23 protein-coding genes and 3 pseudogenes are annotated in these 24,544 nt (G+C 41.6%); 18 read left to right on the forward strand and 8 right to left on the reverse strand.

Features of this window, described 5'->3' with window-relative positions; translation table 11 throughout:
• Nucleotides 1–102: 102 nt before the first annotated feature.
• Nucleotides 103–477 carry a PaaI family thioesterase gene (locus PO771_RS04405; RefSeq protein WP_272562071.1) on the reverse strand — a complete coding sequence of 125 codons (375 nt, stop codon included), beginning with the start codon at nt 475–477 and terminating at the stop codon, nt 103–105.
• Nucleotides 478–669: 192 nt separating this feature from the next.
• On the opposite strand from PO771_RS04405, the pseudogene PO771_RS04410 reads away from it, so the two are divergent.
• The 3 genes and pseudogenes from PO771_RS04410 to PO771_RS04420 form a co-directional block, all read left to right on the forward strand.
• Nucleotides 670–1,023: pseudogene (locus PO771_RS04410) on the forward strand (sigma-70 family RNA polymerase sigma factor); the annotation flags it as partial.
• 129 nt (nt 1,024–1,152) lie between these two features.
• Nucleotides 1,153–1,875 carry a PIG-L deacetylase family protein gene (locus PO771_RS04415; protein WP_272562072.1) on the forward strand — a complete coding sequence of 241 codons (723 nt, stop codon included), beginning with the start codon at nt 1,153–1,155 and terminating at the stop codon, nt 1,873–1,875.
• Between the two features lie 273 nt (nt 1,876–2,148).
• Nucleotides 2,149–2,367, forward strand: a complete 219-nt coding sequence (locus tag PO771_RS04420; RefSeq protein ID WP_272562073.1) for a hypothetical protein — start codon at nt 2,149–2,151, stop codon at nt 2,365–2,367.
• Between the two features lie 451 nt (nt 2,368–2,818).
• On the opposite strand, the gene PO771_RS04425 is transcribed toward PO771_RS04420, so the two are convergent.
• Complete coding sequence (locus tag PO771_RS04425) at nt 2,819–2,968, reverse strand: hypothetical protein (protein ID WP_272562074.1); 150 nt, start codon at nt 2,966–2,968, stop codon at nt 2,819–2,821.
• An 877-nt stretch (nt 2,969–3,845) separates the two neighbouring features.
• On the opposite strand from PO771_RS04425, the gene PO771_RS04430 reads away from it, so the two are divergent.
• The 3 genes from PO771_RS04430 (at nt 3,846) to PO771_RS04440 (ending at nt 6,173) form a co-directional block, all read left to right on the forward strand.
• Nucleotides 3,846–5,354, forward strand: coding sequence for a recombinase family protein (locus PO771_RS04430; protein WP_272562075.1), 1,509 nt, complete (start codon nt 3,846–3,848; stop codon nt 5,352–5,354).
• A gap of 104 nt (nt 5,355–5,458) precedes the next feature.
• The gene (locus tag PO771_RS04435; RefSeq protein WP_272562076.1) at nt 5,459–5,704 is read left to right on the forward strand and encodes a YkuS family protein; all 246 of its coding nucleotides are present in this window, start codon (nt 5,459–5,461) and stop codon (nt 5,702–5,704) included.
• Nucleotides 5,705–5,858: 154 nt separating this feature from the next.
• Nucleotides 5,859–6,173, forward strand: coding sequence for a YbjQ family protein (locus PO771_RS04440; RefSeq protein ID WP_272562077.1), 315 nt, complete (start codon nt 5,859–5,861; stop codon nt 6,171–6,173).
• 119 nt (nt 6,174–6,292) lie between these two features.
• Here the strand turns inward: PO771_RS04440 and PO771_RS04445 are convergent, their stop codons facing one another.
• Complete coding sequence (locus PO771_RS04445; RefSeq protein WP_272562078.1) at nt 6,293–6,904, reverse strand: dienelactone hydrolase family protein; 612 nt, start codon at nt 6,902–6,904, stop codon at nt 6,293–6,295.
• Nucleotides 6,905–7,252: 348 nt separating this feature from the next.
• Here PO771_RS04445 and PO771_RS04450 point away from each other — a divergent pair.
• Both PO771_RS04450 and PO771_RS04455 read left to right on the forward strand, forming a co-directional pair.
• Nucleotides 7,253–7,351 (forward strand): annotated as a pseudogene (locus PO771_RS04450) (RNA polymerase subunit sigma-70); the annotation flags it as partial.
• Between the two features lie 611 nt (nt 7,352–7,962).
• Complete coding sequence (locus PO771_RS04455; RefSeq protein WP_272563096.1) at nt 7,963–13,083, forward strand: cadherin-like beta sandwich domain-containing protein; 5,121 nt, start codon at nt 7,963–7,965, stop codon at nt 13,081–13,083.
• A 156-nt stretch (nt 13,084–13,239) separates the two neighbouring features.
• Here the strand turns inward: PO771_RS04455 and PO771_RS04460 are convergent, their stop codons facing one another.
• Both PO771_RS04460 and PO771_RS04465 read right to left on the reverse strand, forming a co-directional pair.
• Nucleotides 13,240–13,743, reverse strand: coding sequence for a recombinase family protein (locus PO771_RS04460; protein WP_272562079.1), 504 nt, complete (start codon nt 13,741–13,743; stop codon nt 13,240–13,242).
• 52 nt (nt 13,744–13,795) lie between these two features.
• Nucleotides 13,796–13,945, reverse strand: coding sequence for a hypothetical protein (locus tag PO771_RS04465; RefSeq protein WP_272562080.1), 150 nt, complete (start codon nt 13,943–13,945; stop codon nt 13,796–13,798).
• 31 nt (nt 13,946–13,976) lie between these two features.
• Here PO771_RS04465 and PO771_RS04470 point away from each other — a divergent pair, with 31 nt between their 5' ends.
• On the forward strand, nt 13,977–14,384 hold the full coding sequence (locus PO771_RS04470) for a helix-turn-helix domain-containing protein (RefSeq protein WP_272562081.1): 408 nt from the start codon (nt 13,977–13,979) through the stop codon (nt 14,382–14,384).
• Between the two features lie 185 nt (nt 14,385–14,569).
• Here the strand turns inward: PO771_RS04470 and PO771_RS04475 are convergent, their stop codons facing one another.
• Nucleotides 14,570–14,737, reverse strand: coding sequence for a hypothetical protein (locus tag PO771_RS04475; protein ID WP_272562082.1), 168 nt, complete (start codon nt 14,735–14,737; stop codon nt 14,570–14,572).
• Between the two features lie 82 nt (nt 14,738–14,819).
• On the opposite strand from PO771_RS04475, the gene PO771_RS04480 reads away from it, so the two are divergent.
• Entirely contained in the window at nt 14,820–16,391 is a 1,572-nt protein-coding gene (locus PO771_RS04480) for a recombinase family protein (RefSeq protein ID WP_272562083.1), read from the forward strand.
• Nucleotides 16,392–16,522: 131 nt separating this feature from the next.
• Here the strand turns inward: PO771_RS04480 and PO771_RS04485 are convergent, their stop codons facing one another.
• Complete coding sequence (locus PO771_RS04485) at nt 16,523–16,681, reverse strand: hypothetical protein (protein WP_272562084.1); 159 nt, start codon at nt 16,679–16,681, stop codon at nt 16,523–16,525.
• 152 nt (nt 16,682–16,833) lie between these two features.
• Here PO771_RS04485 and PO771_RS04490 point away from each other — a divergent pair, with 152 nt between their 5' ends.
• The 3 genes and pseudogenes from PO771_RS04490 to PO771_RS04500 all read left to right on the forward strand — a co-directional run.
• Complete coding sequence (locus PO771_RS04490; RefSeq protein ID WP_272562085.1) at nt 16,834–17,400, forward strand: TetR/AcrR family transcriptional regulator; 567 nt, start codon at nt 16,834–16,836, stop codon at nt 17,398–17,400.
• A gap of 57 nt (nt 17,401–17,457) precedes the next feature.
• Nucleotides 17,458–19,317: an alpha/beta fold hydrolase gene (locus PO771_RS04495; RefSeq protein WP_272562086.1), complete on the forward strand. Its 1,860-nt coding sequence runs from the start codon at nt 17,458–17,460 to the stop codon at nt 19,315–19,317.
• Nucleotides 19,318–19,420: 103 nt separating this feature from the next.
• A pseudogene (locus PO771_RS04500) lies at nt 19,421–19,714 on the forward strand (sigma-70 family RNA polymerase sigma factor); the annotation flags it as partial.
• A 67-nt stretch (nt 19,715–19,781) separates the two neighbouring features.
• Here PO771_RS04500 and cspD read toward each other — a convergent pair.
• The gene (gene cspD, locus PO771_RS04505; protein ID WP_096464194.1) at nt 19,782–19,985 is read right to left on the reverse strand and encodes a cold-shock protein CspD; all 204 of its coding nucleotides are present in this window, start codon (nt 19,983–19,985) and stop codon (nt 19,782–19,784) included.
• 454 nt (nt 19,986–20,439) lie between these two features.
• On the opposite strand from cspD, the gene PO771_RS04510 reads away from it, so the two are divergent.
• The 5 genes from PO771_RS04510 (at nt 20,440) to PO771_RS04530 (ending at nt 24,519) form a co-directional block, all read left to right on the forward strand.
• Nucleotides 20,440–21,534, forward strand: coding sequence for an acyltransferase (locus tag PO771_RS04510; protein WP_272562087.1), 1,095 nt, complete (start codon nt 20,440–20,442; stop codon nt 21,532–21,534).
• 180 nt (nt 21,535–21,714) lie between these two features.
• Nucleotides 21,715–22,302 (forward strand): PilZ domain-containing protein, encoded by a 588-nt coding sequence (locus PO771_RS04515; RefSeq protein WP_272562088.1) that lies wholly within the window; start codon nt 21,715–21,717, stop codon nt 22,300–22,302.
• Between the two features lie 110 nt (nt 22,303–22,412).
• Nucleotides 22,413–22,673, forward strand: coding sequence for a hypothetical protein (locus tag PO771_RS04520; protein WP_272562089.1), 261 nt, complete (start codon nt 22,413–22,415; stop codon nt 22,671–22,673).
• Between the two features lie 129 nt (nt 22,674–22,802).
• Nucleotides 22,803–24,230: an aspartate ammonia-lyase gene (gene aspA / locus PO771_RS04525; protein ID WP_272562090.1), complete on the forward strand. Its 1,428-nt coding sequence runs from the start codon at nt 22,803–22,805 to the stop codon at nt 24,228–24,230.
• 103 nt (nt 24,231–24,333) lie between these two features.
• Nucleotides 24,334–24,519 (forward strand): alpha/beta-type small acid-soluble spore protein, encoded by a 186-nt coding sequence (locus PO771_RS04530; RefSeq protein ID WP_272562091.1) that lies wholly within the window; start codon nt 24,334–24,336, stop codon nt 24,517–24,519.
• Nucleotides 24,520–24,544: the final 25 nt, after the last annotated feature.

Genomic DNA, 24,544 nt, shown 5'->3' on the forward strand with positions numbered 1-24,544 from the left:
TTTCTTCATGACAGCAATGGTCAGCTCATCCCTCCTTTTCATGCGGGGATGAGCTGACTACCCTTGAGAGAGCCATATCTACTTGTTTCTATGTGTGAATACTCATGGTGTGCGAAATAAGATCGCTTTAGATTTAGCAACAAGCTCTTGTTTATCGTTATAAATCGAACATTCCGTATGGATTAAAGTTCTACCCTGTTTTTCAATTTGGGCATGTGCTATCAAGTATGTACCAGTAGCAGGTTTTAAAAAGGAAACATTTAAATCGACGGTTACGACTTGTTGTATACCGTGCTCATTTGCTGGAATCAAGTTTGACATGGCTACATCAGCCAATGAAGAAATGACTCCCCCGTGTACAACCCCTGCACTGTTAATGAAGAGGTCTTGAACTGGTAATCGAACTTGTAATTTATTATCATCAAGCTTTTTATATTCAAAACCTAAAAATTCGTCAAACAGCTGTTTTATAAACATGCATACACCTCCTAGAGAAAATGACAATATGTATACATTACATATTCGTTTATGTTCGTAAGCTATCCTGCCCGTTATTGAAATAAGGAAAGTGTTGAAAAAATAGGCTTATCCTTTGGAACCGTACAGGCACGGACTGGGCGCGGAGTTCATACCCTGAGATAAGGTGAAAAACATCTCGGGGGTGACGCTATGTCAAGCTTGTTCGCAATGCTAACTATGTTTTTCAAAGACATGATGATGTTCGTGTCGTACATTAAGAACAATGCGTTTCCGCAACCGCTCAGTGAGACGGAGGAAAATCGATATCTGGATTTGATGGCGGAAGGTGACAAGTATGCGCGGAATATGCTGATTGAGCACAACTTACGTTTAGTCGCGCATATAACAAAGAAATTTGAAAACACCGGGGAAGACAGCGAAGATTTGATTTCCATTGGTACGATTGGACTCATTAAAGCAATTGAAAGTTATAAGAAAAACAAAGGTACGAAGCTGGCAACATATGCAGCACGTTGTATCGAAAATGAGATTTCGATGTCAATAGTGGTGCGTAAATAAGTAGAGAGTAGTGAGCGGCCTATTTCTTACAAAGTAACTTTCTGTGTATATTTCCGATTTGTTCATCACAATTTAAATACGGAGAAAAGAATTAGTAAAGAGGAGAAGAATGTAATGTCTCATATTCTTGCTGTTTTCCCCCATCCAGATGATGAATCATTTACATGCGGAGGTACACTAGCGAAGTATGCAGAGCAGGGGATTCCTGTCACTCTAGTTTGTGCAACAAATGGAGAATCAGGTATTCGGATGGGGGATCCTCCTTTTACAACAAAGAAAGAACTTCCAAGTGTAAGGAAACAGGAATTGCAAAAAGCATGCGAAATATTAGGTGTATCTGAATGTATTTTTCTCCATCTACCCGACAAGGGGATTGAAAAAATAGAACCCGAACTCCTTACGAAAGTGTTGATTAGAATTATTTGTACAGTTAAGCCCAGTGTTATGATTACATGTGGACCCCAAGGAGAATTTGCTTATCATCCGGATCATCGCTCGCTTGGGCGATGTGTAACACATGCTTTTTGTTTATCAGGCAATCCTGAAGTAATTGAAAAAGGATATAATCCGCATAAAGTGAGCAAGCTCTATTATCCAGTGCTAAGTCGGGAGTACCGCCAGCCAGAAAAGGTAGGGGCTGTCCTAGCTCAGATGACAAAGATCGATATTACAGCGACATGGTGCAAAAAAGTGAATGCGTTAAAAGCACATTTAACACAATTTCAACAAGAAGCATGGCTCTGGAATGAAGAAGCGGTAAAAAGAAAATTACCTGACTGGGAAGGTTTCATTCAATACCACAAGCCTTATCATAATGAGGAAAATGATTTTTTCTAGCACAATTAGAACAGGACTCTAACAGCTATAAGACAACCCCACTGTCCGTTTGGGTGGTGGGGATTTTTTATTTTGTCAAAAATTATCCCTAGGAATAACAACATGAGAAACACGACGAAAAACAGAGGAATCATAAGATTACATATTATGACATCCGCTTTCATCCTCTTTCAGCACCAATGATTGTCGCTTTCATGAAGGAATATCAACTTTGTGAAAATGCACCATAAAGGTGATAATAAAGATGTAGTACATACACGGGGGTAATAAAAAATGAATGCAGTTCAAGTTAGGAAATCAGAAATGAAGGGTATCCTACAAGCACTCCTCTTTATTTCTGTTTTATGGGGCGTACTCGCATTAGCGACTAAAGTAGAAATCATAACACCATCAATAGAAAAATCACCAGAGCAAAAACATATTAATCTCTATGAAGCAAGAGCAAACTCTGCTAATGTATGGGCAGAACAAATGAAAGTTAATGTTAAGTAACCAGTAGGAGTCTACGTATAAATTCCTTTCTATGTGGAAATAATCTGGTTGCTCCACAAGCACGATAAACCATACCAGACTGTATACAGTCAAAAGCCTCCCAGATGAACGGGAGGCTTATTTATTGTGTTAAAAAATATCAAAAAGAAGATCATTATAAATATTTAATCACTTATCGTCCTCGCATCAGCCAAAGTTTTACTGCCATGGCTATAAACCAAATCGCCGATGTTGCGAACAATGCATAATCAATCCATCTAAGGTTTGAGTAGTTAGTAGTAGTTAAGGCAATGACTAAGGCAATAGCCAATAAACCATCTGTCCATGTTATACGCTTCATTTTGTTTGGTGGTTAATGCTGTGAAGGATTTTATTGTGTAGCCCAATGCAACCACCATCGTTCCTCTCCTCTCCACACCCCAATTTAACATATTTTCGAAAAAAGACTGCATCACTTTGATTCGATTACTTGAATCATTCCTGTTAGCTGTTTGATTTTCTCAGTATCTGTGCTATCACTTTCCAGCAGTAGTTCCCTTGCCACAAAGTAAAACATGGTAATGCTTTTTTCGTTATCTTTAATAAACTTTTCCACATCCATACAAAAACAAACTCCCTAATCTATTTAGTCTAATAATACTATATAAGTATCAGTATTTACTATACAAGTATATAGACTCTAAGACTATGGGTACTCGGGTATCGTGTGGAAATAAATAAAATCGGCGCGAGGAATTGAGTGGAAAATAGAAGATGAGAACATCTTGATCCCCGAAGAACTCTGATAGCATATCGGATTAGATACTGGAAATCATCTACAGGTGTATGTAGATGATGGGGAAATTATTTTGAAGCGAATTTTGGAGTGACCAGCTAATCATTTTCATCCGACTAGCTGGCTTGATATTAAGATATCTGCGGAATAATCCCGATTCTTTTATGTTCATATCCATACTTTTCTAGATACCTATACTTTTCTTCTGTGTCAATTGGTCGCCAACCATAACATAGTCTTTCGGCATCATTAATCCATTGGTTAGTGAAACAACAGAGCTTTCTCATACAACCTTCATCTTTTGCCCACCAGCAGTTTTTGCAATTTCTATAGTCTTTTTTGTTATGCATCTCTCACACCCCTAACTTTATACTCGAAAAAAAACATCACATAAAGTTATTTACGGTATTTATGTGACATACATTTTATGGGGTATTTTGATCATTTTTGTTTTTTTCTTACAGGATAATGAACCTATTTATAAATATTTATAAATGCATGAAGCTCAACGGAAATAATATAACCCTACTGCCCGTTTGGGTGGTGGGGTTTTTTAATCATTTGAACAAGCAGCGTCTGCATAGCTTTCAGTAGCGAGGTGATACGCAGATGCATGTGAAAATTGTGAAAGGTGACTCTACTGATAAAAGAATGCTTGCCTGCTATATGTATCTCAAAGAGAAGTATAGGAGGGAGAAGCTGCGTGATCGGTATCTATGCGAGGGTAAGTACAGAAGAACAGGTGAAGAGTGGCTTCGGTCTGGAGAGTCAGATCAGGGAGTGTCGGAAGAAGGCCGGGACCACTGAATGCAAAGAGTATGTAGATGAAGGAATTTCTGGAGAGTTTCTAGATCGGCCAGCATTATCACGCCTACGCCAAGATGCTCGTGATGGGCTTATTACTAAGATTGTTTGCCTTGATCCGGACCGGTTATCACGTAAGCTTATGAATCAGCTGCTGATCACAGAGGAGTTTGATCGTCGAGGGGTGGAACTTGTTTTCGTAAATGGTGAATATGCACGCACACCTGAAGGGCAACTTTTTTACAGCATGCGTGGTGCGGTTGCAGAGTTTGAAAAAGCCAAGATCAATGAGCGAATGAGTCGAGGACGCAGGGAGAAAGCGCGTCAGGGGAAAGTACTGCGTGACTTTCAGGTGTATGGTTACAACTATGATAAAGAGACCGGACAGATGGTTATTAATAAAGAAGAAGCAGCTGCTGTTCGTCTTATTTTTAAGTTGTTTACAAAGCCAGGAGAGGTACAGGGGATGAACGGGATTGCTCTGTACCTTACCAAAGAAGGGATACCTACTAAAAAAGGAAAGGGTGTATGGCATCGTCAAGTAGTGCGCCAAATCCTAATGAATCAGGCTTATGTTGGTGAGTTCTATCAGAACCGCTGGAATACAGAGGGGATGCTCGGGAACAAGCATAAAGATCCAGATGAGCGTGTGCAGATGAAAGAACGTCCGAGAGAGGAATGGATTCATGTTCCTTGCCCACCTATTATCGATCATGAACAATTTGAATATACGCAGGAACTGCTACAGGATTCGCGTCGTCGCTGGGCTAAAAAAAGTTTAAATCAATATTTATTGAGCGGGGTGCTTCGCTGCGCAGATTGTGGAAATACCTTAACCGGCAGAAAAGCAAAGAACTGGGGCAAATATGTATACGAGTATAGTGACATAAAGAATACTGCTGGAGCTAAGATTAGAGGATGTGGCAGAAGAGTAAAAGTTGAAGAGCTGGATCATGAGGTGTGGGAAACAATTCGTACCTGGTTAGAGCATCCAGATGAAGTGGCAGCGGCGGCGGAAGTCGAAGGTGAAGAGCACGAAGAAATTCCATTTGAACAGGTAGAGATTGGACGGCTAGAAAAAGAGATAGAAAAAGTGAAGACGGGACGTAAGAGACTGCTTTCCCTTTTTGCTGTTGGTATGGATATAGGTGAAGAAGAGATTCGGGAAGAAATACGGGCTTTGAAGGAGAAGGAAGAAGCAGCTATGAAACAACTGGAAGAGCTGAAGATAAGGTTCAAAGAAGTAAAGGAAGCCGGGTTTAATCAGAACCTATTGAGTGAGGCAGCTGAATACTATTTGACCAGGAGGCATGATGAGCTAACGTTTGAAGATAAGCAGCAGCTGATTCGCCAGATGGTGCGCGAGATTATCGTGTATGAGGACCACATCGAGATCTTTACATACTAGGCAATATTATTGACCTTGGGGTAGAGGATATTTCAATGTTAATAGTAATGCATAAAAATCTCCTTATTTGGGATAACTATGAACTGTACAAGGAGGTGGATATCATGGCGAAAATTGCAGTGGAACAATCATTGACAGCAGTGAAGCAAGAACTTCAGAATCGTGGTCATCAAGTTGTTGACCTGAAAAATGAGTCAGATGCAAAAAATTGCGATTGCTGCGTGATTTCAGGTGCGGATAATAATGTGATGGGAATGCAAAATGTAGTGACACAAGGATCTGTAATCGATGCAAGCGGCCTCACAGCTGAGGAGGTTTGCCAGCAGGTAGATAACAGCTTCCAAGCATAATAAGGATCAACTATGTAGTGGAGAGGCAATGATATAAGGCCTCTCTTTTTGTTTGTATCAGTGGTGATACATATAGTAATGAAACTACAGGGCCGCGAATTTCGTAATAAAGAATAAGCTTCAAAAATCCATATCCTTTATAGGGGGAATCACGATGATCGTTACAACGACACCAACATTGCAAGGAAAAGAAATCGAAGAATATATTTCAATTGTAGCGGGAGAGGCTATTATGGGCACGAATGTAGTGCGTGATTTCATGGCAGGCATTACTGATATTATTGGGGGACGCAGCGGCACTTACGAAAACAAGCTCGCGGAAGGCCGGGAGATCGCGATTAGAGAAATGATTGATAAAGCACGTTCGCTAGGTGCCAACGCAGTTGTTGGTGTTGATCTAGATTTTGAAACGCTTCGAGAAGGTATGATGATGTGTATCGCTACAGGAACAGCAGTGAAAGTTCGGTAAGTAATAAGACATTACATAACACAAATGTATAAAGTGAAAGCGTGAATATTTTAAATCCAAAGCTGGTATTTCTAAAGTAAAGAAATATCAGCTTTTCTTTGTTTAACAATGGACTCACATTAGCCCAATATGACTAAATGTCTCTGAAGAAAAACCAACATTTGGTTAAACGATTTTTTAGCTGATTCTTTGTTATACTTTAGGGAGAATGGATCACTAAATCCGTGTTTTCCATTTAATTTATGAACCTCGACTTTATTCTTATTATCTAAAGCCAAAACCAACTCATCAACATTAAAAGACTTTTCTTCCTGCGGAAAAAACAACAATACAGGACATTGAGGTGATATTTCCATATAATTTCTGATACGAGAACCATAATACCCGATTATTCCATCAACAAGCTGTTCTTCACTACACTGCCAAGCAACAGTTGCTCCTACACTGAATCCAACGACAAATATTTTTTTATATTCGTCTTTAATATCCATTAATAAATTTTTTATTGTGACCAAAGCATTTGTAAAACCAACGTTCTTCATAAAATTAGAGTAAGCATTTTCCTCATTAGAATAATCAAAAGGCAGTTCTCGTTCTAATAAATTCGGACACAAAACATCAAAGTCATATTCAGATAATGATTGACAAATAAATTCCATGTGTTTATTGATTCCATAAATCTCGTGAACAACGATAATTGCAGTATCAGAATCTTTTTGTATGCTAAACATTTTGTTCCCCCATTAAAAGTGTTGTTCCATAAATTCCTCGTGCATCTTTTTCTACTTTTCAGAGGTTTATTCATTTTCCTTTATTATACAAGACTTCTCGTTAGCAGAACAAATAAATTGACGTAAATAAAATCGTGAATTGCTTGATGTTTTTAGGTTAAATTTATACTAATTAATGTTCCCGCATAAAATGATATCCAATTACTTTCGCGACAACCTGTAAAGCATCCTTGTGATGCTTTTTCATTTTCTCTGACGGGGAATTTGAGCATGCAGCTGTTGCATACCTTTCAGTAGCGGGTTGATACGTACTGCATGTGAATAAGCAACACTATTGACTTTAGAATGGAGATTCTCATGCATCTTAGATCTTTGAAGAAAACGAAGAAAGATGTATCTCTTCATGACCCGATTGGTACAGACAAAGAAGGAAATGAGTTTCCTTTACATGGTTATCTGTTTATAAATAGGCTTCCTCCTCTCTTCTTTCTCAAAAAAGGTCCTCTTTCTTTTTCGCTTGTGTATCTCACTAATTTACCAGTTGTTAAACGGTTATAGGTCAAAAGTACTTATATATAGTGACTGAAATATGACTTATTTGTTTGATATAATTGATTTTACCTACATATTATTCTTCCTAGCTACTATAAGTTTTAGAGAAAGGGGGCTATTTATTGAGAGTCAATTATTCAAAAGTAAATGAGACTTAGATAGGAGAAGCATAGTATTTGTTTCAATGCTATGTTTATTGTTGTTGTTGATATCGTGTTTATTTCTAACCAAAGTCGTTGTTGCATCGTTGGGGTTACACAAGTCATATTAAGTGGAAATATTCAGTTTCAACTTTCTAATAATTATAGAACGTCAACCTAGGCAGCTTGATGATAAGCTAGGGAGCATTATATCAGGCGTTTGCCTCTAGCACAAAGAGTTACAATGCAATTAACGATCAGATGGTGTCGTAGAATTTAAAAAGACATCATGTAACAAAAAAGGAGAGGGGGTGTCCGGTTCTGTATCAGTCTTTTTTTAAAAAATGGGTTGTTCGATTTTTGAGCGTGTTTTTGATTTTTGCCATTCTTTGCTCGGTAACTGAGATTCGTTTTTTTGTTGCTCCGGTAGAAGCTTCCACGGCTTGGACATTGCGTGCCTCTAATACTGGCGGCGACATCAATGGAATAACATATGCCAACGGATTGTTTGTTGGCGCGGATAATAGATCATCTAATCTCGTAACTTCTACCGATGGTGCTACGTGGAACGCCAAGAGTTTTAGTGGCAAGGCTACAGCACTGTATTCGTCTGCATATGGCGCGGGGAAATGGGTATTGGCTGCTAGTGATGGGAAGGTAATTGTTTCTAACGATAACACCGTGACGTGGGGCGCTCCGATTCAAGCTCATTCTCCCGGCAATGATTTATGGTCGATTACGTATGGCAACGGGAGATTCATTGCTGTGGGAGCTTCTGGGGCTGTGACGCAATCTGTGGACGGGGTGACTTGGAGCCAATCCACACTAGGCCCTGGTGCTCCCACATTGTACTCGGTCATCTATGCGGGTGGGCAGTTTGTGACCGTCGGGACGAGTGGGAGTATCTACACTTCTCCTGATGGGACGGCGTGGACCAAGGGAACAATCGGTAGCACCACCAACATCAATTCTATTGCTTACGGGAATGGGCTCTACGTCGTGGCTACAGATAATGGACTATACAGTTCAGTAGACGGCATTACGTGGGCAAAACGCTATACGTCCAGCAGCATTATCTATGGAGTAACGTATGGAGGAAATAAATTCGTCGCCGTAGGTGCAGGAGGCAACGTATACGTTTCACAAGAAGGGATCTTTTGGACGATAGAAGGACCTAGCGGAACTAGTAACGATCTGTATTCAGTGGCATCTGGAGGTGGACAGTTTGTTGCAGTCGGTGCTAACGGCATTCTTTTGACGCAATCGCAAAGCAGCGTCGCTGATTTGAGCAGCTTGTTACTCAGCGCCGGAACTTTGTCTCCGAGTTTCTCGTCGTCTACCACCAGCTATACAGCCTCAGTAAGCAATGCGACGACCAGTTTGAAGGTAACGCCTACTGTGGCTGATGCGTATGCGACGGTTACGGTCAACGGAGCTTCGGTGACGAGTGGTACAGCTTCTAGTTCGATCCCTCTGACTGTCGGCTCGAACACCATCACGGTGGTGGTTACGGCTCAGGACGGCTCGACGACGAAGTCCTACACGATTTCAGTTACTCGTGCAGCGCCTCTTTCTACCAATGCCGACCTTAGCGACCTTGTTCTCAGTCAAGGTACGCTGTCTCCGGCCTTTAGTTCCGGTACGACTTCTTATACCACCAGTGTTGGGAATGAGGTTACGAGCCTGACGGTGACGCCGACGGTGGCTGACTCGACGGCATCAGTGAAGGCGAACGGAACGGCAGTTACTTCGGGCAGTGCATCTATTCCGATTACGCTGAATGTGGGATCGAATACCATTACGGTATTGGTCACGGCACAAAATGGATCGACTAAAACGTACATGGTGACAGTGAATCGAGCATCGTCTAGCAATGCTAATTTGAGCAATCTGACGATAAATCAGGGGACTTTGTCACCGGCGTTTGCCTCTGGCACAACCGATTATACAACGAGTGTAGCGAATGGGGTAAGCAGCATCGATGTGACATCAACAGTAGCAGATAGTACGGCAACCATGAAGGTAAACGGTAGCACTGCAACGAGCGGTACTGCATTCAATGTACCACTGACTGTGGGAACAAATCCGATTGCAGTGCAGGTAACGGCGCAGGACGGCATCACGCAGAAAACGTACACCGTAATAGTAACCCGGGCGCCATCTAGTAACGCCAACCTAAGTGGAATAACTGTATATGTAGCAGGATTGAATGAACCTTTTTCACCCGATACAACAACCTATACACAAAGCTTAGCGAACGGAGCCACTGAGACATGGGTGAAACCTACAGTAGCCGATGCTAATGCAACTGTAACTGTGAATGGGATTTCTATAGCAAATGGACAGGTAAGCGGAGCGATTCCTTTACAAGTGGGATCGAATACAGTCACGATTGTGGTGACAGCTCAGGATGGAACGACTAAGATATATAAAATTATCATAACGCGAGCACCGTCTAACAATTCGAATCTGAGCGGTCTGACATCAAGTCATGGAACTTTGTCTCCAGCGTTTGCTTCTGGCACGACGAGTTACACAGCGAACGTGGAGAATGCAGTGAGCAGTTTGACGGTGACCCCGACCGTGGCTGACTCTACAGCCACGGTGAAAGTGAACAGTACTTCCACGACGAGTGGTGTTGCTTCGAACCCGATCTCTTTGAACGTCGGCTCGAACACCATCACCGTTCTGGTCACTGCTCAGGATGGAACGTCAAAGGCGTATACCGTTACGGTGACACGCGCAGCCCAAACGGATGCAGAAGCGGTGGCGGCAGCCAAAGCAGCTCTGGACATTGGCTATGCCGGAGGCGATAGTGCCAGCAGCGTGATGCAGAATGTAACGCTGGGTACTACGGGAGCGAATGGCACGACGATTAACTGGGCTTCCAATAATTCAGCGATGATTGCGGCGAATGGTGCAGTAACACGCCCAACTCATAGCCAAGGCGATCAAACGATAACACTGACCGCTACGATTACCAAAGGTGGGGAAAGTGATACGAAAAGTTTTACCGTGACAGTAAAAGCTTTAGCCGAAACGGATACAGAAGCGGTGGCGGCAGCCAAAGCAGCTCTGGACATTGGCTATGCCGGAGGCGATAGTGCCAGCAGCGTGACACAGAATGTAACGCTGGGTACTACGGGAGCGAATGGCACAACGGTGAGCTGGAGTTCAAGCAATTTGGGTGTTCTTGCGGTGGATGGCACGGTGACGCGTCCGTCTAATGCAGACGGGAACAAGACAGTAATACTTACCGCAAGCATCAACAAAGGTAGTGTTACTGATACAAAGGAGTTCAATCTTACAGTCATAGCGTTATCTCTATCCCCACCCGTAAATGTACCGATCACAGGCGTGAGCCTGGATCAGTCTACGTTAAGTCTGACAGCAGGCGGAGCGACAGGGACGTTAACGGCTGCAGTCCTCCCTGCGAATGCGACAAATAAGAAAATCATATGGAGCAGTAGCGACCAAAGTGTAGCGACAGTATTAGGTGGTGTAGTGACTCCATTGCAAAAGGGAACGACGACCATTACCGTTACATCAGAGTCTGATCCTACGAAACAGGCAACTTGTCTTGTTACAGTAGAAGAGTCGACGACGACTCCAGATACGATAGCCGTTACAGGAGTATCGCTGGATCAATCCAGTCTTACGTTAACAAAAGGCGGAGCAACAGGAACGTTAACAGCTGCAGTCCGTCCAGCTGACGCAACGAATAAAAAAGTGCTATGGTCGTCCAGTGACCCGAATGTGGCAGCGGTAGATGAGAATGGAATCATTACTCCTGTGGAGGTTGGAACGACGACGATCACCGTGACAACAGAAGCTGGAGGTTATACCGCGACAAGCACAGTCACGGTAAATCCGGCACCACTAGTGAATGTACCGGTGACCGATGTGGTGCTGGATAAAACGGCGTTGAATCTGACAGCAGGAGGCAGCACAGCACGACTTACGGCTACAGTGAAGCCAGACAATGCAACGAACAAGGAAGTCATGTGGAGCAGTGACAATTCAAATATAGCCACAGTCGATGCAAATGGTGTGGTGACTCCAAAGTCAGCGGGAACGGCAACCATTACGGTCACAACAGCAGGTGGAAATAAAACCGCCGTTTGCCTTGTGACAGTACAGCAAGTACCTTCTTCCGGTGGTGGAAGTGCTGGCAGTGGAGGAGGCGGTGGCAGAAGCAGCACACCTGCACTGCCTTCTACTCCAAGCGTACCAAACACTGGAGTTGAAGTGCTTGTTAATGGGGAAGTGGAGAATGCGGGAACCGCAACCACAACCAAAGTGAATGGCCAGACGGTAACGACCATTACGGTTGACGCGAAGAAGATTGAAGAGAAGCTTGCAGCGGAGGGTCAGCATGCCGTCATCACCATTCCGGTCAATGACAAATCTGATGTTGTTGTTGGAGAAATGACCGGACAGATGGTCAAAAACATGGAACAAAAACAGGCGGTTGTAGAAATCAAAACAAATAATGCTACCTATACACTACCTGCACAGCAAATTAACATTGACGCTATATCGGATCAAATCGGCAAAACGGTGGCCCTTCAAGATATTAAAATCCATATCGAAATCGCCAAACCGACAGCGGGGACAGTCAAAGTGGTGGAAAACTCCGCAGCAAAAGGAGAATTTATGATCGTTGCTCCGCCACTCAATTTCACGGTCAAAGGCACATATGGAGATAAAACAATTGATGTATCCAAGTTTAATGCATATGTAGAAAGAACGATTGCGCTCCCTGAAGGTATAGATCCGAATAAAGTTACAACAGGAGTGGTTGTTGACCCGGATGGAACTGTACGTCATGTACCAACTAAAATTGTTGTCATTAATGGTAAGTATTTTGCCAAAGTGAACAGCTTGACGAACAGCACGTATTCTGTCGTATGGCATCTATTGGAATTTAAGGATGTCGAACATCACTGGGCAAAGCAGGCGGTAAATGACATGGGGTCTCGAATGGTCATCAGTGGCACTGGCAATGACCTTTTTCATCCGGATCAGGATATTACACGCGCCGAGTTTGCGGCAATTATCGTTCGGGGACTGGGACTCAAGTTGGAGAACGGTCCAAACCCATTTGCGGACGTAAAGGCTGTTGATTGGTACAGTAGCTCCGTGCAAACCGCCTATAAGTATAATTTAATCAGCGGATTTGAAGACGGTACGTTCCACCCAATGGACAGAATTACTCGGGAGCAGGCAACGGTCATCATCGCTAAAGCGATGAAAACAACCGGTCTTCACGCAAAACTTCAGGCGAAAGAAGCTGAGGAACTGCTGCAGCCATTCACAGATGCGAAAAAGGCATCGGAGTGGGCGAAGAGCAGTCTAGCGGATTGCCTGCAGGCAGGGCTTGTGTCTGGAAGAAACGGCAAGCAGTTGGCACCAAAAGAGTACATCACAAGAGCAGAAGTTGCAGCAATTGTTCAGCGGCTTCTCCAAAAGTCTGAGTTTATTTAAGGAATGGAAGGGCTATTCTCTAAACGATCGAATGAGCGTTTTGGAGAATAGCCCTGTTTCATTTCCATTTCGTTGCTTTAAAAATAACTATTTGCCTAATTATCGAGAGATACAGATAAACATTAATTGTCGTTGTTCCTAATAACCGAATAAGGATTATGAATTTGTCCACCTGACTATAATGGAGAATAGGACAAACCGTTGGTATCTCTTGGGACAAGACAAATTATTGGTACAATGTGCTCGGTGAATAATTTGTTCGCCTTCCCTTTGAAGCATGGAACCTAAGATTAACTCGAAAAATTCTGCAATAGGTGTGTACTCCATTGAAAGCTCTTGTTCAGCGGTAAAAATAACGTTTACCTTTTGCGCACGTAATTTGTGATAAATCAACAAGTGCTGAAGGGTATTTCTGGCTAGTCGATCTCTCTTGTATACAATCAGATTTTTAACTTTACCTTGATCAACGAGGTCCAATATTTGATGTAGCGCTTTTCTCTCTTGGATATTTGTTTGGCGGGCAGAAACGGCATCATCAATAAACTCCTGATCGATAATTAGACTATGTTTAATGCTACATTGAAGTGCTTTAAACCTTTGCATCTCGATGGAGTGTTCTTGGATCGTAGATGATCGGCGATAGTATGCAACGGTAAGCAAGTGGACACCTCCAGATTTCTTTTTACAAATACGTATGCGTACAGCGAAGGTACTAGTCCTTTCGCTCAAGTTTGGAGCATTCATGTAACAGCTCTTTTTTGGCGAGCTTTACCCATATGTCAAACCATTTCATGTTGGAATCCGGGTCTAGTGAATAGCTAATGGAGCGAATTTCGATTTTGTTTTTCTTCTTCTTTGTCAAATTAGACACCTACTTTTAGGAGGAATACGTCATGAAGCATGAATTCGGCAAGCAGGTGCGCTTGCTTCGTGAACAACAGGGAATCAGTCTGAATGCTATGGCCAAAATGTTAGGTGTTTCTACAGGCTATCTGAGTAATTTAGAAAGTGGCAAAACGGAAACCGTCAACTTAACCGTCCTACAAAGATTGTTTAGTATGCTTGAGATTAAAGCTTGTCCTTTATGCCAGCAAGAAAAGAGTTCTTCAAAGTCATCTGAGGGCAGCTCATTGAACTGGCGGGTTCATCGCCTTTACCAAACCATGATTGATTTAGCAAGTAGTGATCCCATGGTGCTTGAACACCAGCTTCAATTGCTTGAATCGGGTTTTCTATTTTCTAAAACTGCTCTACGTCATTCTGTGTCCACTCCTATCTCTGATCATTCCATCATCAATTAGAATGCCAACTTATATCTGGATTATTCATCACAATGAAAACATCTTGTTCACCTGAATGAATACAAAAGCAAAAAGGAGACAGCCTAACATCGATGGGCTGCCTCCTTTTTGCTTTTTAAGATATGTATGATTGTACGTCTGGAATAAGGTCTATGGATGTAGTTTTCGCCATAGCGTGTAATGTATCAAAGGATTTTACTCTCCTCCTTCTCCTGTATTTCTTCAAGGATAGCCCACCCGGCAAAATGGAATTCGTCTAAAATCCGTTCAATTTCGCTATCTGTTACTGAGGAAGGCGCCACAAAACAGATGGTCGTCTTTCCTACTTTGATGGTCATGTCATACGCTTCCATGTAAACATCACCTCTACATGATGTGTATGCAGCCATAAGCTGAGGACGGGCCTGATTTTTTAGTTTGTAGGGAGGTTTCGTGATGGAACGAGTCTGCATGTATCTAAGAAAATCGCGTGCCGACCTGGAATCAGAGGCACGTGGCGAGGGAGAAACGCTTGCTAAACATAAAAAAGCTTTATTAAAGCTGGCTAAAGAGAAGAAATTAAATGTCATTAACATATATGAGGAAATCGTATCGGGAGAAAGTTTGGTACATAGGCCACAGATGCTGGAGTTGCTGAAAGAAGTGGAAGCTGGCGTATACGAAGCGGTTCTTTGCATGGATTTGGATCGCTTAGGCCGTGGAAATATGCAGGAGCAGGGCTTGATTTTGGATACGTTTAAACGTTCCAAAACGAAGATTGTTACACCTAGAAAGACATATGACTTAATGGATGAGTGGGATGAGGAATACAGCGAGTTTGAGGCTTTTATGGCACGCAAAGAATTAAAGATTATTACTCGTCGGCTGCAAAGTGGCCGTATCCGATCTGTGGAGGAAGGAAATTATATTGCCACTACCCCTCCATATGGATACCAGATAAAAAAAACGGATAAAGAACGATATCTTATCCCTGATCCTGAGCAGGCTCCTATTGTAAAAATGATTTTTGAATGGTACACGCATGAAAATCCAAAGATTAGATTAGGAAGCGGCAAAATTGCTAACGAATTGAATCGATTAGGATACAAAAGTTCAACAGGACAGGAATGGAAGAGTCATTCTGTACTTAATGTCATTAAAAATGCGGTATATGCTGGTCGGATTCAATGGAAAAAGAAAGAGGGAAAGAAATCAAAAGAACCAGGAAAGAAAAAAGATGTTCGTACTCGGCCACGTGAAGAATGGATTGATGTAGAGGGGAAACATGAACCATTAGTTTCGATGGAAACATATGAGAGAGCGCAGGAAATATTAAATAAAAAATATCATGTGCCGTATCAGCTTGTAAACGGAATTAAAAATCCGTTAGCAGGTTTGATTAAATGTGGGATGTGTGGGGCCTCTATGGTTCTGCGACCGTATGGGAAGCAGAAGCCGCATATTATGTGCTATAACAAGTCGTGCAAAAATAAAAGTAGCCAATTTGCTTATGTGGAAGCCCGTTTGCTAGAAGGATTAAGGCACTGGTTGAAGACGTATGAAGCGGAATGGGATAAACGGAAACCAAAAGACAACAAGGAGCAGAGTGATAATGAATTAGTGATTAAGGAGCAGGCACTTTTAAATCTGCAACAGGAGATGAAACATCTAATCCAGCAAAGGGATAAGCTCCATGATTTTTTAGAGAGAGGGATTTATGACGAGGAAACGTACCTCACCCGTTCACAAAACATAGCCGATAGAAAGGAAAAGATAAAGGATTATATTGAAAAGGTTCAACAGGAAATTGAAACAAAAAAACGTCAGGAGAAAGCGAAACAAAAGATTATTCCTAATGTAAAGCATGTTTTGGATTTGTATGAGAAAACAGATGATGCTGCAAAGAAGAATAGTATGTTGAGGTCTGTACTAGAATATGCTACCTATCGGAAAGAAAAGCAACAGAGAAATGATGATTTTATACTTGTTATTCATCCTAAATTATCAAATAGTTATCAGGGGTTATAAATAAAGGGCGGTTTTAGATTACGCCCTTTATTTATAACTATTAGAAAGAGATGCATTTTCACAGTCTGTTCGTGATGTCTCGGACAATTATTTGTTGGTATGAAGCTTTTATATCCAATTTAGAACATTCATTATTGTCCCTTATAGAACGGCACAGGAAACAAGGACCTCGCATACATCTTATCCAGCTCTTCATTCACCAGTTTCTGCAATATAAACGTAAAAGGCAGCAGCAGTAACAAATATCTAGTTTTCAATTTTTTTGCATAAGAACGAATGTGTTGAATCATTTGATCTCCCCCTAATTCATTGTCATCGACTACAAACAAAGTGTAATGTCTTCCGTAATGAGAGAGTCAACGATGAATGTATAGAGAATTATAGCTGCTTGAAATTCCATAACTAGTACTGTATAGTACTAGTTATGGGAAATCCAAAAAGAATGAACCGACATCGAGTTGTTGAAGCAGCAGCAAAATTATTTTTAGAAAAAGGATATGCTTATACGAGTATCGATGAACTTGTTCGGGTAAGCAAAGTATCAAAATCCAATGTATATTACCATTTTTCCAATAAGGAGGAGCTATTAGCAGGTGTAATCGAGTATTGGATCAATACGTATAACGATGCCATTGAAAAAATTCTTGTACAGGATCATCTATCAGTTGAGAGTCGAGTTATGCTCTTTTTAACGCATTTATCGCAGGGGATTCAAGAGAGGGAGTTTAAGGGGAGCTGTCCATTTATTACGCTTTACATTCAAAGTCCTGAGCAGGCTGCTCAAATGAAAGAAAAAATCGCGGGCTTTTTCTTCGAATTACAAGCAAGAATAGGTTTATTATTAAAACAGGGGATTGAAAGGGGAGAATTTAGAAACAACATACATATACATGAAGTCTCTGCGCTATTTGTAACTAATCTTGAAGGTGCTTTGTTTATTTCAGAAGCCTTGAAAGATGCATCGGTTGTCACAAATACTGCACAGCAATTTTTTAATCTGCTTCGGTAATAGAGGCATTTTTTTTGTAATTAATTAGTACTAAATAGTACTAAAAGGGAGGAAGCGATGAAGACAATATTTTTAACCGGGAGTACAGGTTTTATAGGCAAACAATTAGTTCAGGAATTAATGAAGGAAAAGGTAAAAGTTTTACTGCTCGTTCGTTCAAAAATAAAAGCTGCAACTATCTTTGAAGAAATGGGGATTTTTAATCCGGAAATCATGGAATTCGTCGAAGGAGATTTAACAAAAAAAAACCTGGCATTACGTGATGAAGATCGAAGAAAAGTATTACAAGCAGATATTATTATTCATGCTGGCGGACCTATGGATATTCAATTGGGGGAAAAGGAAGCTGTTTCTTCTTTTTTACAAGGCGCAAAGTATATAGGGGAAGTAGCCAAAAGCATTCACGAATCGAAGGGTCTGGAACAATTTGTTCATATTGTTGGTTATATGAGCCCTTTTGATGATGACAATAGCCGGATTTCCATTGATGTCTTTAAAGAAGGAAATGAGTATTTGAAAATAAAAAATCCTTATGAAAGAACAAAGTTTTTAGCAGACCTCTATATTCGACAACAAGCAGCTTCCATTGGGTACCCCCTTTCCGTTATTAATCCACCTACTGTCGTCGGATCGAGCAAAACAGGCAGCACGGAGCAAATGGAAGGCCTGGGATTGCTTGTCTCAGCTGTAAGAAAAGGCTTTATGCCTGTTGTACCTGGAGGGAAAAAATATCGATTACCGATCATACCAAACGATAAATTGGCTGCATTCATTACCCGAGTTTCCATGATGGAAGCTTCGTCCATTAAGACTTATACATTGGTTCCTGATAAACATACAGACCTTGATATATATGAGCTATTATCAGTGATGGCAGAAAGTATGAATATGAAACCCCCGACGATTTCCGTTCCAAAAGGGCTAATAAAACTGCTCCTGAAAAGTGGAGGAAGCAAATTGACCGGAACTTCTTCTGAATCACTAGCCTTCATTACGAACAGAGAGTTTTCAAATGAATCAGCGAAAAAAATAGTGAACAAAGGATGGCTTGAAGACGGAAGTGTAAAAAATCTCATCCCTGTAGTTGTGGCCGATTTAGACTATCGGTTGACGTATCAGAATCACCAAATGGACAAAAGATTTGAAAGAACACGTGTGGAACATACAACTGTTTATCGATTAAAAGGAGAAGGGAACCCCTTTATTTTATTTCATGGACTCCTTTGCGATGGGGAAGATCTTTTTCCATTGGGCATACGTATTCATGAAAAAACGGGTCATCCTGTATGGATTGTCGATCTTCCTGGTTTAGGACGTTCGCCTTTTCTACGAGAAAAAAAGCTTCTTGCTCCTTACATTCATAGTGTAAAAAAACTTTTGAAAGAATCTGCCAGCGGCGCCTATCTTATTGGACACTCCTTTGGCGCCCTGACTTTATTAGAAGCATTGAAAGAAAATGTGATACGGACACAAGATTCTCTTATCCTTCTTCAACCCCCTATAAAAAAACAAGTAACAGCATTAGATCGATTCCCTTCTATAAGCAAGTGGTTGCTGAAATTGGCTACCCCGAACAAAATCGAACAATACATATTGAAACAAGGATTATTTGACCATAAGGAGACGATTCCAGCAGGGTATATAAAGAAAGTCGCACAAAGCTTTACTTCACCTAGAATATTACATACAACCGTTCAACTGAATTCCTTTTTGTCAGAGACAATGGAAAAGAATGTGGATACTCATCCAAATCGTGAAATTCATATTATTTGGGGGAACAAAGATGCTGTTTATACGCCGCCAATATCACTTGGTACTATGGATTATGTACCCTTCGGCCATCACTTTCCTATCTCTCATCCTGATGAAACGGCAGAGAGGATTATTCATCATCTAAACAAACAGGGACTTTCTTGAGTAAGCATCTTTGTTTTCTTTTTATCCAGTTTCTCCGGCCTTCCACCCAGGCCTCCTCTTGCTAAATTCAGCAAACGCCGCAAACAGATAACCTGTTAGCAGAAACGAAATCAGCCTAATTGATATTCTTGGAACCGAAGCTAATGAAATCGAAGACCTTGTTCAGCTCAAAATCGAAAAAAATAAAATCTATAAGCACATCCATATTCTTGACGAGCGGGAAAAGGAAGTCATCATCGGTCGGTTCGGACTCGATAATGAAGAAGAACGTACCCAGCGTGAGATTGCGCGGGAGCTGGGGATTTCGCGGTCTTATGTATCACGAATCGAGAAGCGGGCATTGCTTAAATTGTTCCACGAGTTTTACCGAAAGAATGAAAACGAAGTGAAAAATTAATGATTTGATCCATTTTCATAAAAAAGGACGCTTCCCGAGGGAGAGCGTCCTTTTGCATGATTGAGTCTTACAGCTTAACTACGTTTTCAGCTTGCGGTCCACGGTTTCCTTGAACGATCGAGAACTGAACGCGTTGACCTTCTTCTAACGACTTGAATCCTTCGCCTGTAATTGCGCTGAAGTGAACGAATACATCGCTGCCGCCTTCAACTTCGATAAAACCAAACCCTTTTTCAGCATTAAACCATTTAACTGTTCCTGTTGTTTGCATGAAAGGAACCTCCAAAAAATTAGTATTTATATAAGGTCTCTATTTACCGGGTAAATAAACACGCATATATCAAAAAGTGAATGGTACTTTTGACATCTCAAAACAATGAAAGCCCTACCTCTCTTTCATCCTTACGGTTCCGATGACCGTGCCAGTGTGAATTGCATGGCAAAAATATAAACCGATACTTAGTATCACCGTTTCTTACAGGATTATACATGGAGTTGATCAGAAATAAGAAAAAGAAGTGATAAAAAGAGGATATAATAGAAGAGAAGGAACGATAAGATATACAATCATGGCGTGTCTACACGCGAATTACCCAACTATACGCTCTTTCCGAAGAAAAGTCAAATGCATTCTTCATCTGTTTTGTATAAAAAAAGATTGCTCCTACTGTTATTTTTTCGATATAGTAACATCGTATTCTTCATGTAGAAAGGACTTTATTTCCATGCAAAAAAGGTTGCGCGAGTTGGACTGGATGCGGTCATTTGCTGCCCTATCGGTTATTATGATTCATGTCACGTCGGGATATGTGATCGCTAATCCAGCTGCTTATGTTGTAAATCAGGCGATGCGCTATGCAGTGCCGCTCTTCATTATTTTATCCGGCTTTTTATTGTTTTATGTGGATCGGAATCGTGATCAATTATCATGGTCTTCTTTTTATAAGAAGCGCTTCAGTAAAATTGTCGCCCCTTATTTGATTTGGACAGTCATATATACGCTGTATACCTACCATGATGCAGTAGCGGCAGGGCAATATGGGAAGTGGCTAGCCGCATTGAAGGTAGATCTTATAAGAGGAACGGGATTTGTCCATCTGTATTTTCTTCTGATTATGGTGCAGCTGTATGCCATCTATCCACTGCTGTGGAAATGGCTGCAAAAGCATGCGGCTAGCTTTTTGGCGGTAACATTTGTTGTGACGGTGTTTTCGCAGACGATGATTTATTTCCATGCGCTGCACATTGTTCATTTGCCACGGCTGGTTGTGCCCTATGTTATTCTTTTCCCGCTCTGGTTGTTTTATTTTGGCGCTGGGATGTATGTGGCAAAACATAATGAGACGATTACTTCTGCGCTATCTGGTTGGACTGTACAGCTTGGTATAATGTATATAGCTTCATTTGGGCTGCTGTTACTGGATAGTCACTATACGCACACGTACGATTCTTCAATCAAGCCGACGGTTATGGTGTATTGCTTTGTCTCTTACGCATTCTTCCTGAGCATAGCGATGAAGCTCAAAGACGTGCGTGGCCAACTGGCTCGATTTTCTGACTGGTTGGCAATTCAGTCCTTTTTGGTATTTTTGCTGCATCCACTTGTACTTGTTTGGATTCAGCGCACGTATCATGAATGGGCACAGTTCTGGAAAACAACACCAGGATTCCTCCTGTTGTTTGGTATTGTTACAGCTGTATCATGTTTGCTCGTTTATATGGCGAGCTGGCTTCGCCCTGTTATTTGGATCGGTGGCATACCGCGGTCAACTCCTGCGGCTTCTTCCTCTAAACAGAAGCAAGCTACAGGTGCACAGTAAAATAACATCTATGAAAAAAGTCTGCCCAGATATGTTTGAATTTGGGCAGGCTTTTTTCACAAATTCTTACGTTTAATAGGTCTAATTATTCATTTATTACCTCCTTGTTAGGGGGTAAAATTTTCTTATATTAAATGTGAACAAAGAAAAAAGTCCCTGATTTGTTTTGGAGGTGTCTTTATGGAGCAGGTCAAGTTTGAATATAAAGGAAGACTTGAGTTTGGGAATATGGGCGTGATTGAAGGTGAATTGCTTAGTTTAGAAGTTGCCAATGCAGATAGATATACTGTGGGTGACGTGATTATGTTTTTAGATGCAGGAAAGCGTTTTCCTATGAAGATTATTAAAAAAGGAATACGTGAGCTATATTTATTTGTCCCTTTATTTGAAACCCACTTTCCAAACAATCGGCGCCGTATGGCACGGGTTCCTGTGAAACTGCCAGCTTATGTGAATGATTATATCAGCGAGCGAGTGTATGAAATTCCTGCTGACCTGCGTGTTCGCGTCATTGACGTAAGCTTACAGGGCTTTGGTTTTGTATCGTCTGAACGCTTACGAGTGAATCATGCATATTATGTAGCATTTGATACGAATGACCTAGAAATTAAAACAAAGACGATCATTCGTAATGAAACGATGGCCGATGAGGGATATCGATATGGTTGCGAAATTCAGTCAATCACACGAGAAGACTTCCATGTGTTGCGACGATTTTTATTGGTTCGCCAACTATCTCGGGCACTACAGAATCCATTGCGTTCGTAAGACGCAGAATAATGATTAATTTCTTGAATATTGTCTATTGAGTTTTGAGTAAATATACCTATAATTAAGTATAAAGATAGTAGGAAAGAGTATGCTTGGAGGTGGGAGAGATGTTGTGGGGACCGGTTAGCCTTATTGGTTTCTTTTGTACACTTGTTTTTTTAGGATTTGCGATTCTTTCGCTTTTGTTGATTTTCTCGAAGCGAGGAACGTTTATGCAGGGTATTGGTGGCCTCCTTCTTTCTTGTGCATGTTTCGCTGTTTTTGTATTTGGTGCAGTCAAGGTACAACAAAATATCGAGAACTCTTCCCATAAATTAGATGCTCGTGCTACCCAGGTGGCTAAGATACAGTCTGAAGTGAAAAAATAAATGTAAAACCTGTTTTCTTCTACTGTAGGAAAGCAGGTTTTTTTGTTGGCAAATGAATAAACTATGATACGATGATGGAAGTAATGAATATTTTTATATGATATTACGTTATAGGAGATGTTACTAACTATGGAACAAGCAAACAATTATCGCGTAGAAAAAGATTTCCTTGGTGAAAAACAAGTACCCCTTCACGCTTATTATGGTGTGCAGACGATGCGTGCCGTTGAGAACTTCCCGATTACAGGCTACCGTATTCACGAATCCCTTATCGTAGCGATGGCGATTGTAAAGAAAGCTGCAGCGCTGGCAAATATGGAAACTGGTCAGCTGAACTCGCGCGTTGGAGAAGCAATTGTTAATGCAGCGCAAGAGATCATGGATGGCAAGCTGCATGATCAGTTTATTGTCGATCCGATTCAAGGCGGCGCTGGTACGTCCATTAATATGAATACAAATGAAGTAATTGCAAATCGTGGACTTGAACTGCTTGGCAAAGAAAAAGGCAACTATTTTGAGTTAAGTCCGAACACACATGTGAATATGGCCCAGTCAACGAATGACTCGTTCCCAACTGCGATTCATATCTCAGTGCTGAGTATGCTCGATAAACTGCTGATTACGATGCAGGAGATGCATGATGCATTCGGCAAAAAAGCAAAAGAGTTCGACCATGTGATTAAAATGGGACGTACGCATTTGCAGGATGCAGTGCCGATTCGCCTTGGTCAGGAATTCGAAGCATACCGACGTGTGATAGAGCGTGACATGAAGCGAATCAAGCAGTCACGCCAGCATATGTACGAAGTAAACATGGGAGCAACTGCCGTTGGTACTGGTTTGAATGCTGATCCGCGCTATATTGAAAGCGTTGTAAAGCATCTGGCTGATATTTCAGGCTTCCCGATTGTGGGGGCGGAGCACCTGGTTGATGCGACACAAAATACTGACGCGTATACAGAAGTATCTGCTGCACTTAAAGTGTGTATGATGAACATGTCCAAAATCGCCAACGATCTGCGCCTGATGGCATCTGGTCCACGCGTTGGACTTGGTGAGATTACACTGCCAGCGCGCCAGCCAGGCTCTTCGATCATGCCAGGTAAAGTAAATCCGGTTATGGCCGAAGTCATCAATCAGATCGCGTTCCAGGTAATCGGTAACGACCATACAATCTGCTTGGCATCTGAAGCAGGTCAGCTGGAACTGAATGTTATGGAGCCTGTGCTTGTGTTCAATTTGCTACAGTCGATTAGCATTATGAACAATGGTTTCCGTGTCTTCCGGGAATACTGCCTTGAAGGCATCACAGCTAATGAAGAGAAGATGAAAGAATACGTGGATAAGAGCGTGGGAGTTATTACAGCCGTAAATCCACATCTTGGTTATGAAACAGCAGCACGCATTGCACGGGAAGCTATTCTGTCTGGTAAGTCCGTACGGGAGCTGTGCTTGCATTACAACGTGCTAACAGAAGAAGAGCTGGATCTCATTCTTGATCCGTTCGAGATGACACACCCAGGCATTGCCGGCGCATCGCTGTTGTTCAAAGATTAATCCAGTAAGAAGAAAATCCTCCTGCTCTGGAAAGAAGTACGCCTTATAAAATGCTTCGGACGACGGACACTAAAGGTACTTTCCGAGGCAGGAGGTGAACAGTATGGCACGCAACAACAAGCTTCTTGTACCGCAAGCAGCTCAACTGCTTGACCAGTATAAATACGAGATCGCATCCGAATTTGGTGTACAGCTAGGGAGTGATACCGTCTCTCGCGCAAACGGTTCGGTTGGCGGGGAGATTACGAAGCGTCTCGTCCAAATGGCTCAGCAGCAGCTAAAAGGATAAGTAGCATATACATGGATAAAAGCAC

Origin of the sequence: Aneurinibacillus uraniidurans, assembly GCF_028471905.1 — a bacterium.
GTDB lineage: Bacteria > Bacillota > Bacilli > Aneurinibacillales > Aneurinibacillaceae > Aneurinibacillus > Aneurinibacillus uraniidurans.